This is a genomic window from Mycolicibacterium komossense, assembly GCF_025822605.1.
Lineage (GTDB): Bacteria > Actinomycetota > Actinomycetes > Mycobacteriales > Mycobacteriaceae > Mycobacterium > Mycobacterium komossense.
Map to the genome: position 1 here is coordinate 45,500 of NZ_JACKTY010000014.1, position 12,624 is coordinate 58,123.

The following is a 12,624-nucleotide window of genomic DNA, read 5'->3' on the forward strand; positions in this document are numbered from 1 at the left end:
GCATGCAGGACGTTTGTCCTCCAAGCCGAGCGCCGCAGTGAAGCGCCTTGTTATCCAACGCGTGGTTACTCGTGCGTAGAACTCGCCAGTAACCATATCGGGCGCCAGAATGTCCTTGGCTCTCATGACACTCTTAGTGCAGTCGGGGACGCCCCCGGGCCCGGGCCCAGAACGGGTCGGGATCGAACGCCGGTGGCGCACCGATCTCGGTCCGGCCCGGACTGAGAGGCCGCGACGAAATGCGCGAAACAAAGACGCGATTCGACGGAGAATCACCGACCACCTCCGCAAGGCAGCGCAGGTCCGGATCGCCGGCGGCCAGCGCTGGGCGACGACGCGAAACATACGAAAAGCACTAGGGAGATACACAAGGTGACAATTTTCGAGCACGACAGAGTTGCTGACGGATCCACGACCCCCGATGGCAGCGCTGCCGAGCCCGCGAATATTACCCACGCCCTGGTCGATCGCCTGACCGCCGGCGAGCCCTATGCCGTCGCCTTCGGCGGTCAGGGCAGCGCCTGGCTGGAGACCCTCGAAGAGCTGGTGTCCTCGGCCGGTATCGAGTCCGAACTGGCGACCCTGGCTGGTGAGGCCGACCTCCTGCTGGAGCCCGTCGCACGCGAACTCGTCGTGGTGCGGCCCATCGGCTTCGAGCCGCTGCGTTGGGTGCGCGCGCTGGCCGCCGAGGAGGCCGTGCCCAGCGCCAAGCAGCTGACCTCTGCGGCGGTCTCGGTTCCCGGCGTGCTGCTCAGCCAGATCGCCGCCGTCCGGGCGCTGAAGCGCCAGGGCATGGACCTGACCGAACACCCGCCGGTGGCCGTCGCCGGACACTCCCAGGGCGTGCTGGCCGTCGCGGCCCTCAAAGCTCGCGGAGCCCAGGACGTCCAGCTGCTCGCACTGGCCCAGCTGATCGGTGCGGCGGGCACCCTGGTGGCCCGCCGGCGCGGCATCTCCGTCCTGGGGGACAAGCCGCCGATGGTGTCGGTGACCAACGCCGACCCCGAGCGCATCCAGGCATTGCTCGAAGAGTTCTCCCAGGACGTGCGGACCGTTTTGCCGCCCGTGCTGTCCATCCGCAACGGGCGCCGATCCGTCGTCATCACCGGCACTCCCGAACAGCTCTCCCGCTTCGAGCTGTATTGCCAACAGATCGCCGAGAAGGAAGAGGCCGAGCGCAAGTCCAAACTCCGCGGCGGCGCCGTCTTCGCCCCGGTGTTCGACCCGGTTGCGGTCGAGGTCGGCTTCCACACCCCACGCCTGGCCGACGGCATCGACATCGTCGGACGCTGGGCCGAGGCCGTCGGTATCGACGCCGAGTTGGCCCGCGAGATGACCGACGCGATCCTGGTCCGCCAGGTGGACTGGGTCGAAGAGATCACCAGGCTCAACGACGCAGGCGCGAAGTGGATCCTCGACCTCGGTCCTGGCGACATCCTCACCCGGTTGACCGCTCCCGTGATCCGCGGCCTGGGGATCGGCATCGTGCCGGCTGCCACCCGCGGGGGCCAGCGCAACCTGTTCACCATCGGAGCCGTGCCCGAGGTGGCGCGCCCGTGGTCGAGCTACGCGCCGTCCCTGATCACTCTGCCCGACGGTTCGGTCAAACTCTCGACGAAGTTCACCCGCCTCACCGGACGCTCGCCGATCCTCTTGGCGGGTATGACGCCGACGACCGTCGACGCCAAGATCGTCGCCGCCGCGGCCAATGCGGGCCACTGGGCCGAACTGGCCGGTGGCGGTCAGGTCACCGAGAAGATCTTCAACGACCGCATTGCCGAACTGACCACGCTGCTGCAGCCCGGTCGCGCGGTCCAGTTCAACACGCTGTTCCTGGACCCATACCTGTGGAAGCTGCAGGTGGGTGGAAAGCGCCTGGTGCAGAAGGCCCGTCAGTCCGGTGCACCGATCGACGGCCTGGTCGTCAGCGCCGGCATCCCCGACCTCGAAGAAGCCGTCGAGCTGATCGACGAGCTCAACGAGATCGGCATCAGCCACATCTGCTTCAAGCCGGGCACCGTCGAGCAGATCCGATCGGTCATCCGGATTGCCGCCGAAGCCCCGACCAAACCCGTCATCGTCCACATCGAGGGCGGCCGCGCCGGTGGTCACCACTCGTGGGAAGACCTCGACGACCTGCTGCTGGCCACGTATTCCGAGCTGCGCAGCCGGTCGAACATCACCGTGTGCGTCGGCGGCGGTATCGGCACTCCCGAGCAGGCCGCCGACTACCTGGCCGGTCGCTGGTCGCAGTCCTACGGATTCCCCCTGATGCCGGTCGACGGCATCCTGGTCGGCACCGCCGCGATGGCCGCACTGGAGGCCACCACCTCACCTGCGGTCAAGCAGTTGCTGGTCGACACCGTTGGCACTGACGTCTGGGTTGGTGCCGGAAAAGCGCAGGGCGGCATGGCTTCTGGCCGCAGCCAGCTCGGCGCCGACATCCATGAGATCGACAACGCCGCCTCCCGCTGCGGCCGCCTACTCGACGACGTCGCCGGTGACGCCGAGGCAGTGGCCGCCCGCCGCGACGAGATCATCGCCGCGATGGCTGATACGGCCAAACCGTACTTCGGCGATGTCGCCGAGATGACATACGGGCAGTGGCTGCGTCGCTACGTCGAGTTGGCCATCGGCGCAGGCGATTCCACCGCCGACACCAAGAAAGCCGATTCGCCGTGGCTGGACATCAGCTGGCGAGACCGCTTCACCGAGATGCTGCAGCGCGCCGAATCACGGCTCAACACCCGCGATTACGGTCCGATCGAAACCCTTTTCGGCGCCACCGCCGAGGGTGAGGCGCTGCTGGAGGATCCCGACACCGCGATCGCGGCTCTCATTGCCAGGTACCCCGACGTCGACACCGTCATCCTGCACCCGGCCGACGTCCCGTTCTTCATCACGCTGTGCAAGACGCTGGGCAAGCCAGTCAACTTCGTGCCCGTGATCGACAAAGACGTGCGCCGTTGGTGGCGCAGCGATTCGCTGTGGCAGGCGCATGACGCCCGCTACACCGCCGACCAGGTGTGCATCATCCCCGGCACCGCCGCCGTCGCCGGGATCACCCGGGTCGACGAGCCGATCGGTGACCTGCTGAACCGCTTCGAGCAGGCCGCCATAAATGAAACAGTCCAGGCGCTGCCTGCTGGAGTCGAGCCACCTGCGGTGATCTCGCGTCTGCAGACCCGCACCGATGTGAGCGGACCGCTTGCGCTGGTGCTCGACGCCCCCGATGTGCTGTGGGCCGGCCGGACCGCGTCGAACCCCGCGCACCGCATCGCCGATCCAGCCGGGTGGCAGGTGCACACCAGCGGCGACAAGCAAAGCGCGACAGACCATTCCACCGGTGCGCGACTCGAAGTCGTCGCCGCCGACCAGGTGGTGCTGAGCGTGCCGCTCTCGGACACCTGGATCGATATCAAGTTCACGTTGCCGGCCACCACCGTCGACGGCGGCGCCCCGGTGGTCTCAGTCGAGGACGCGTCGGCCGCCATGCGCTCGGTGCTGGCGATCGCCGCCGGCGTCGAAGGACCCGAGGCACTGCCGGTCGCTCACGAGGGTGCAGTCACCGTCACGGTCGACTGGGATCCCGAGCGGGTCGCCGACCACACCGGCGTCACCGCCACCTTTGGCGCACCGCTGGCGCCGACGTTGACCGTGGTTCCCGACGCACTGGTGGGCCGCTGCTGGCCGGCCGTGTTCTCGGCGATCGGTTCGGCCGTCACCGATTCCGGCTTCCCCGTGATCGAAGGCCTGCTGAGCCTGGTGCACCTGGACCACGCCGCCGAGCTCGTCGACTCCCTGCCGGGTGTCGAGGCCCAATTGACGGTCACCGCAACGGCTTCGGTGGCCTACGACACCGAGGTCGGGCGCGTCGTCCCGGTCTCGGTCGTGGTCAGAGAAGGGGCAGGCGCTGCCGGCCGCATACTGGCCACCCTGGAGGAGCGTTTCGCGATCCGCGGCCGCACCGGTGAGGCCGAGCTGACCGACCCGCTGCGGGCCGGTGGCGCGGTATCTGACAACGCGACCGACACCCCGCGCCGGCGTCGGCGGGACGTCACCATCACCGCGCCGGTCGACATGCGGCCGTTCGCGATGGTCTCCGGTGACCACAACCCGATCCACACCGATCGTGCAGCCGCGCTGCTCGCCGGCCTGGAATCGCCCATCGTGCACGGTATGTGGCTCTCCGCCGCCGCCCAGCACGTCGTGACCGCCACGGATGGCAGGGCCACCCCGCCCGCCCGCCTCATCGGCTGGACCGCCCGCTTCCTCGGGATGGTCAAACCCGGTGACGAGGTCGACTTCCGGGTCGACCGTGTCGGTGTCGACCTCGGCGCCGAGGTGTTGGAGATCTCCGCCCGGATCGGGTCCGACCTGGTGATGTCGGCGACGGCACGCCTTGCCGCGCCGAAGACGGTCTACGCATTCCCCGGCCAGGGCATTCAGCACAAGGGCATGGGCATGGAGGTCCGCTCGCGCTCCAAGGCCGCCCGCAAGATGTGGGACGACGCGGACATCTTCACCCGCGAAAAGCTCGGCTTCTCCGTGCTGCATGTGGTGCGCGACAACCCGACCAGCCTGATCGCGGCGGGTGTGCACTACCACCATCCCGAAGGCGTGCTGTTCCTGACGCAGTTCACGCAGGTCGCCATGGCGACGGTCGCGGCGGCTCAGGTCGCCGAGATGCGCGAGCAGGGTGCGTTCGTCGAGGGGGCCATCGCGTGCGGCCACTCCGTCGGTGAGTACACCGCACTGGCTTGCGTCAGCGGCGTCTACCAGCTGGAGGCACTGCTGGAGGTCGTGTTCCAGCGCGGCTCCAACATGCACGACATCGTGCCCCGCGACGAGAAGGGCCGGTCCAACTACCGCCTGGCCGCCATCCGGCCGTCGCAGATAGATCTCGACGATGACGACGTCACCGCGTTCGTCGCCGAAATCGCCGAGCGCACAGGTGAATTCCTGCAGATCGTGAACTTCAACCTGCGCGGTGCGCAGTACGCGATCGCCGGCACCGTCCGCGGTCTGGAAGCCCTCGAGGAAGAGGTGGACCGACGTCGCGAGCTCTCCGGCGGCAAGCGGTCGTTCATCCTGGTGCCCGGCATCGACGTCCCGTTCCACTCAAGTGTGCTGCGGGTGGGCGTCAACGACTTCCGCCGCAGCCTGGAGCGGGTGATGCCGCGCGACGCCGACCCGGCACTGCTGGTCGGTCGCTACATCCCCAACCTGGTGCCGCGCCCGTTCACCCTGGATCGTGATTTCGTCCAGGAGATCAGGGATCTCGTGCCCGCCGAGCCGCTCGACGAGATTCTCGCCGACTACGACACGTGGCGTAACGAGAAGCCGATGGAGCTGTGCCGCAAGATCGTCATCGAGCTCCTGGCCTGGCAGTTCGCCAGCCCGGTGCGCTGGATCGAGACCCAGGATCTGCTGTTCATCGAGGAGGCCGCGGGCGGCCTGGGTGTGGAACGGTTCGTCGAGATCGGCGTGAAGTCCGCGCCGACGGTCGCCGGCCTGGCCACCAACACCCTCAAGCTGCCCGAGTACGCCCACAGCACAGTGGAAGTGCTCAACTCCGAGCGCGACGCTGCGGTGCTGTTCGCGACCGACACCGATCCGGAGCCGGAGCCGGAGATGGACGAGGCGCCTTCGGCGCCTGCCTCCGAAGCTGCCGCTCCTGCAGCAGCTCCCGCGGCGGCACCGGCAGCACCGTCGGGTGGCCCACGTCCCGACGACATCACTTTCGACGCCGCCGACGCGACGGTGGCGCTGATCGCGCTGTCGGCGAAGATGCGGCTTGATCAGATCGAGGCGCTCGACTCCATCGAGTCGATCACCGACGGCGCGTCCTCGCGACGCAACCAGCTGCTGGTCGACCTTGGTTCGGAGCTGAACCTCGGCGCCATCGACGGTGCCGCGGAAGCAGACCTTGCCGGGCTCAAGGGTCAGGTGACCAAGCTGGCGCGTACCTACAAACCGTTCGGTCCCGTCCTTTCCGATGCGATCAACGATCAGCTGCGCACGATCCTCGGCCCGTCAGGTAAGCGGCCGGCCTACATCGCCGAGCGCGTCACCAAGGCATGGGAATTGGGTCCCGGCTGGGTCAAACACGTCACCGCTGAAGTGGCGCTCGGAACGCGCGACGGATCGAGTGTCCGCGGCGGTGCTCTCGGCGGACTGCACGAGGGTGCACTCGCTGACGCTGCGTCCGTCGACAAGGTGATCGATGCCGCTGTCATGGCAGTGGGTGCCCGCAAGGGTGTGCCCGTGTCCCTGCCGTCCGCGGGCGGTGCCGCCGGCGGTGTCGTCGACTCCGCCGCTCTGACCGAATTCGCCGAAACCGTCACCGGCCCCGATGGCGTATTGGCCTCGGCGGCGCGGACGATCCTCGGCCAGCTCGGGCTCGACGCCCCGGTGTCGGCTCCGGAGAAGTCCACCGATGCCGAACTGATCGACCTGGTGTCGGCCGAACTCGGTTCGGACTGGCCACGATTGGTGGCGCCGGCTTTCGATTCCAAGAAGGCCGTGGTGTTCGACGACCGGTGGGCCAGTGCTCGCGAGGATCTGGTCAAGCTGTGGCTGGCCGACGAGGACGAGATCGACGCCGATTGGCCGCGGCTCTCCGAGCGGTTCGAGGGTGCGGGTCACGTCGTTGCCACGCAGGCGAATTGGTGGCAGGGCCGGGCCCTGGCTGCCGGCCACAACGTGCACGCGTCCCTGTTCGGCCGGATCGCCGCCGGTGCCGAGAACCCCGGCAAGGGGCGCTACACCAACGAGACCGCTGTGGTGACCGGTGCCTCGAAGGGCTCCATCGCCTCGTCGGTGGTGGCGCAACTTCTCGAAGGCGGTGCCACCGTCATCGCGACCACCTCGAAGCTCGACGATTCCCGGTTGGCCTTCTACAAGAAGCTCTACCGCGAGAACGCCCGCTTCGGCGCGACGCTCTGGGTGGTGCCCGCCAACATGGCGTCCTACGCAGACATCGACGCGCTGGTCTCCTGGGTGGGTAGTGAGCAGACCGAAAGCCTTGGGCCGCAAGCGATTCATCTCAAGGATGCCCAGACGCCGACGCTGCTGTTCCCGTTCGCGGCACCGCGGGTGGCCGGCGACATGTCGGAAGCCGGTGCCCGCTCCGAAATGGAGATGAAGGTTCTGCTGTGGGCTGTCCAGCGGCTCATCGGTGGACTGTCCGGAATCGGTGCCGAGCGCGATATCGCGTCCCGACTGCACGTCGTGCTGCCGGGCTCGCCCAACCGCGGCATGTTCGGCGGTGACGGCGCCTACGGTGAGTCGAAGGCCGCGCTGGACGCCCTCGTCACCCGCTGGAGTGCGGAATCGTCCTGGGCGCAGCGGGTCAGCCTGGCGCATGCGCTGATCGGCTGGACCAAGGGCACCGGGCTGATGGGGCACAACGACGCCATTGTCAGTGCGGTCGAAGAGGCCGGTGTGACGACCTACACGTCGGCTGAGATGGCAGCCATGCTGCTGAGCCTGTGCACCGTCGAGAACAAGGTTGCCGCTGCGTCGTCGCCGGTCAATGTCGACTTCACCGGCGGGCTCGGCGAGATCGAGATCGACATGGCCGAACTGGCCGCGAAGGCCCGTAAGGACATGGAAGCTGAGGTACCTGCCGAGGCCGACGAAGACCTGGGCGGCACCATCGACGCCCTGCCGTCGCCCCCGCGTGGCTACACCCCGGCGCCGCCGCCGGCCTGGGCTCCGCTGAATGTCGATCCGGCCGACCTGGTGGTCATCGTGGGTGGCGCCGAACTCGGCCCGTACGGATCGTCGCGGACCCGCTTCGAGATGGAGGTCGACAACGAGCTGTCAGCCGCCGGCGTCCTCGAACTGGCCTGGACCACCGGGCTGATCAAGTGGGAGGACGACCCGAAGCCGGGTTGGTATGACACCGCGTCCGGTGAGCTGGTGCCCGAGGCCGAATTGGTCGAGCGCTACCACGACACCGTCGTCGAACGGTGCGGGGTCCGCGAATTCGTGGACGACGGCGCGATCGACCCCGATCATGCGTCGCCGATCATGGTCTCGGTGTTCCTGGACAAGGACTTCTCGTTCGTCGTCTCCAGTGAGGCCGAAGCGCGGGCGTTCGTCTCCTATGATGCCGAGCACACCGTGGCCCGCCCGGTCCCAGGGTCCGGCGACTGGCAGGTGATCCGCAAGGCCGGCACCGAGATTCGCGTGCCCCGCAAAACCAAGCTGAGCCGTACCGTCGGTGCGCAGATCCCGACCGGGTTCGATCCGACGGTGTGGGGCATCACCCCGGATATGGTCAATTCCATCGACCGGGTGGCGCTGTGGAACATCGTCGCGACCGTGGACGCGTTCCTATCGGCCGGCTTCAGCCCGACCGAGCTGATGCGCTGGGTGCACCCGAGCTTGGTGGCCAGCACACAGGGCACCGGCATGGGCGGCATGACCTCGATGCAGACCATGTACCACGGCAACCTGCTCGGCCGCAGCAAGCCCAACGACATCCTGCAGGAAGTTCTGCCGAACGTTGTTGCCGCGCACGTGATTCAGTCCTACGTCGGTAGCTACGGTGCGATGATCCACCCGGTCGGCGCCTGCGCCACCGCGGCGGTGTCGGTCGAGGAGGGTGTCGACAAGATCCGCCTCGGTAAGGCCGAACTGGTCGTCGCCGGTGGCTTCGATGACCTGACGCTGGAGGCCATCATCGGCTTCGGTGACATGGCGGCCACTGCCGACACCGAGGCGATGCGAGCCAAGGGCATCAGCGATTCGAAGTTCTCCCGCGCCAACGACCGGCGCAGGCTCGGCTTCGTCGAAGCCCAAGGTGGCGGCACGATCCTGCTCGCCCGCGGCGACCTGGCCGTCAAGATGGGCCTGCCGGTGCTGGCAGTGGTGGGCTACGCGCAGTCGTTCGCCGACGGCGTGCACACCTCGATCCCGGCTCCCGGACTCGGCGCACTCGGCGCCGGTCGGGGCGGCAAGGATTCGGTGCTGGCCCGCTCGCTGGCCAAGTTGGGGGTGGGTGCCGACGACATCGCCGTCATCTACAAGCACGACACCTCGACGCTGGCCAACGATCCCAACGAGACGGAGCTGCACGAGCGGCTCGCCGACTCGATGGGCCGCTCGGAGGGCAACCCGTTGTTCATCGTGTCGCAGAAGACACTGACCGGGCATGCCAAGGGTGGCGCCGCCGTGTTCCAGATGATGGGTCTGTGCCAGGTGCTTCGAGACGGGGTCATCCCACCGAACCGCAGCCTGGATTGTGTGGACGACGAGATGGCCACGTCCGGTCACTTCGTCTGGCCGCGTGAGACTTTGCGGTTGGGTGAGAAGTTCCCGCTCAAGGCCGGTTTGGTGACCAGCCTCGGGTTCGGGCACGTGTCAGGTCTGATCGCACTGGTGCATCCGGAAGCCTTCCTGGCCACGCTGACGCCGGAGGAACGGGATTCGTACACCGCTAGGGCCGAGCTTCGTGTGTTGGCGGGACAGCGTCGACTGGCGTCGGCGATCGCCGGCGGCAAGCCGATGTACGAGAAGCCGGCGGATCGTCGTTTCGACCACGATTCGCCGGAGAAGCGCCAGGAGTCGGCGATGCTGCTGAACCCTGCAGCACGACTTGGGGACGATGACATCTACATCGGGTAAGCCATCGGTTAGTGTCGGCGCCGTGAATGGTGCGATATGTCGATAGTCGGAGTGGGGATTGACCTGGTCTCCATTCCCGACTTCGCCGAGCAGGTGGACCAGCCGGGAACGGTGTTCGCGGAGACGTTCACCCCGGGTGAACGTCGGGATGCGGCCGACAAGAGTTCGGTCGCCGCGCGGCATCTCGCCGCGCGGTGGGCGGCCAAAGAGGCGGTCATCAAGGCGTGGTCGGGTTCGCGGTTCGCGCAACGCCCGGTGCTGCCGGAGGCTATCCATCGGGATATCGAGGTGGTCACCGACATGTGGGGGAGACCTAAGGTCCGACTCACCGGTGCCATCGCCGAGCATCTGATGGACGTGACCATCCACGTGTCGCTCACCCACGAGGGTGATGTGGCTGCCGCGGTCGCCATCCTCGAAACGACCTGACCGAACCGGCGGGGTGGAGCAGATTCGCGCCAATCCCCGTGCCGGGAGCTCCTTTCGTGGATGCTCTGCGGCTGGTTCAGCCGCGCGCGAGGGCTTCGCGCGCCGCGGCGCGTCCAGTGCGTACCGCGCCCTCCATGTATCCGGCCACCCACTGGTCGGAGCCGCACACGTAGAACGGTGGCTCGTGGGTGCCGTGTAACGGTCCCACTCGGTGGACGTCGCCGGGTCGCCAATGAGTGACGTAGCCCTGCGTCCACGGATCGGTGCCCCACAGTCGTTCGAAGGTGGCGATCGGCGTCAGTGCCTGGGGGCCGAACCAGTCGTGTAGTTCGCCGAGCGACTCCTCCCGACGGTGCTGCGCGGAGGCCGACAAGTAGGCGGCGAGCCGCTCCGGCGGCACGAGGCAGGACAGCACGCCGTAGTTCTGCGGCCATGACGACCCCAGGATGCCCTCGGACTCGGTGAGTCCGTTTTGTCCGCGGTCACGCCAGAAGGGCAGATCGTAGGCGGCGACGAACTTTGCGGCCAGCGCGTGCCGCTGCCGATGCAGCGACGCCAGCCGTTCATCGGAGACGCCCTCCACGGCGATATCGCGAAACGGGCCGGCGGGCAACGCACTGACGAGGGCGCCCGCGGAAATCATCTCGCCGGAATCGAGCTGGACTGTGCAGCCACTTGGTGCCACCTTGACGGAGCGCACTGCCGATCCCAGCCGGATCCGGGTCTCCAGTCCGGCCGCCATGTTCAGGGCAACGGTCGCCGAACCCTCGGCGACGCGCATGTTCTCCCATTCGTCATACGAGTACAGCTGCTTGGTCGACGTGCTGGCGCATTTGCGCAGCAGTGCCAGTAGCGACGTGCGTTCGAAAGATCCCGAGGACAGACCGAGCTGGCCGGCCTCCAAAGCGCGACAGACATTTGGGGTGGCGCCGATTACGCCCAGCCAGCTGGTCACAGACATCGCGTCGAGCGCCAGCGCGTCGGGATGCGACCACGGATCGTCCGCGTCGACCGTTGCGCAGAGCGTGGCGAATTCGTCTTCGACGTGTTGCATGCTGGCATGGTCGGCATCGGTGAACCAGCTGGGGGTGTCGCCGACGAACGTGCCCTCGTGCAGCACATAGGTCAGCTCGCCCGGCTCGGCGACGTAACTCGGGATCAATGTGAGTCCCAGCTCGGCGACCAACTGCTGGTAGGCGGTATGCGAATTGCCGATCACCTCGCCGCCGAGTTGGACGATGCGGCCGTCGTCGAGCGTTACCTGCTCGACGCGACCACCCACCCGTTGACGAGCCTCCAGCACGAGCACGTCGGCCCCGCCTGCGGCTAGGTCACGGGCGGCGCACAGGCCGGCCAACCCGGCGCCGAGGATCAGGATGTCGTAAGTCATTGCGATTGCTCCAGTCTCAGATCAGTGGTGCCAGGCTGTGCTCGGCGTGCCAGCCGATCCTGACTCGTTCGCCGTCGGCCCAGCGCTCTTCGGTCCTGGCCGAGTGCAAGTTCTGCTCCAACACCGAGACCTCCACTCCCGGAGCGATTTCCAGCACGTAGGTGGTGGTTGCCCCGCCGTAGACGGTGGCCTTGAGGATGCCATCGGTCTGGACCATGTCGGGCGTGAGATCCGAGAGCCAGATCTTCTCCGGCCGTACCGCTATCGAGACCTCGTCGCCGATCGTGCAGCCCTCGAGTGGTCCGGTGTGAAGCGGCACCCCGCCTGGCAGCGTGATGCCGGTGCCGGCGTACGTGCCAGACATCAGGTTGGCCGTACCGATGAACTCGGCGACGAATCGTGTGGCCGGCCGTTCGTAGATGTCCTCTGGTGTTCCGCACTGGTGTAGTCGGCCGTCGCTGATGATCGCGATCCGGTCCGACATCGTCAGCGCTTCTTCTTGGTCGTGCGTGACGAACACGAACGTGATGCCCACTTCTCGTTGAATACGCTTGAGCTCCAACTGCATAGCCTTGCGCAGCTTGAGGTCTAGCGCGGCCAGCGGCTCGTCGAGGAGGAGCACCGCGGGACGGTTGACCAGAGCGCGAGCCAGGGCTACGCGCTGGCGCTGGCCCCCAGACAGTGCCTTGGGCTTGTCCTTGTCTCGGCCGGTGAGCTGAACCAGCTCTAGCATCTCGCCGACGCGCAGTTTCATATCGGCCTTTCCGATACCGCGGCGTCGCAGGCCGAACGCGACGTTCTCCCAGATCGAGAGGTGGTCGAACAGGGCGTAGCTCTGGAAGACGGTGTTGACGTCGCGTCGGTTCGGAGGTAGGTCGGTGACGTCTTTGCCGTGCAGTGAGACTGTGCCTTGAGTGGGGTCGACGAATCCGCCGATCATCCGCAGCGTGGTTGTCTTACCGCAGCCGGATGGGCCGAGCATCGAGAAGAACTCACCCTCGGCGATGTCGAGGTTCAGGTCGCGCACAGCGGAGCGGTCGTTATAGGACTTGGTGATGTGCCGAAGTGAGACCGCACACGGCGTAGTAGCGAGTGCGTGGGCGATGGGGGTCACGCGGTCGGCGGTCGAAGTCTTGCGATCTGCAAGCAACGTCTTAATTGACATGGGC

General features: G+C 67.1%; 4 protein-coding genes. 2 read left to right on the forward strand and 2 right to left on the reverse strand.

The annotated features are described in order from the left end of the window. The first annotated feature begins 372 nt into the window (after positions 1 to 372). Both H7J73_RS04735 and acpS read left to right on the forward strand, forming a co-directional pair. Entirely contained in the window at positions 373 to 9,636 is a 9,264-nt protein-coding gene (locus H7J73_RS04735; RefSeq protein ID WP_308207388.1) for a polyketide synthase, read from the forward strand. Positions 9,637 to 9,672: 36 nt separating this feature from the next. Continuing rightward, positions 9,673 to 10,065, forward strand: a complete 393-nt coding sequence (gene acpS / locus H7J73_RS04740; RefSeq protein WP_264066090.1) for a holo-ACP synthase AcpS — start codon at positions 9,673 to 9,675, stop codon at positions 10,063 to 10,065. A 76-nt stretch (positions 10,066 to 10,141) separates the two neighbouring features. Here acpS and H7J73_RS04745 read toward each other — a convergent pair whose 3' ends face one another. Both H7J73_RS04745 and H7J73_RS04750 read right to left on the reverse strand, forming a co-directional pair. Further along, positions 10,142 to 11,455, reverse strand: a complete 1,314-nt coding sequence (locus tag H7J73_RS04745; RefSeq protein ID WP_264066091.1) for a flavin monoamine oxidase family protein — start codon at positions 11,453 to 11,455, stop codon at positions 10,142 to 10,144. 16 nt (positions 11,456 to 11,471) lie between these two features. Beyond that, positions 11,472 to 12,620 (reverse strand): ABC transporter ATP-binding protein, encoded by a 1,149-nt coding sequence (locus H7J73_RS04750; protein ID WP_264066093.1) that lies wholly within the window; start codon positions 12,618 to 12,620, stop codon positions 11,472 to 11,474. Between the last annotated feature and the right edge of the window lie 4 nt (positions 12,621 to 12,624).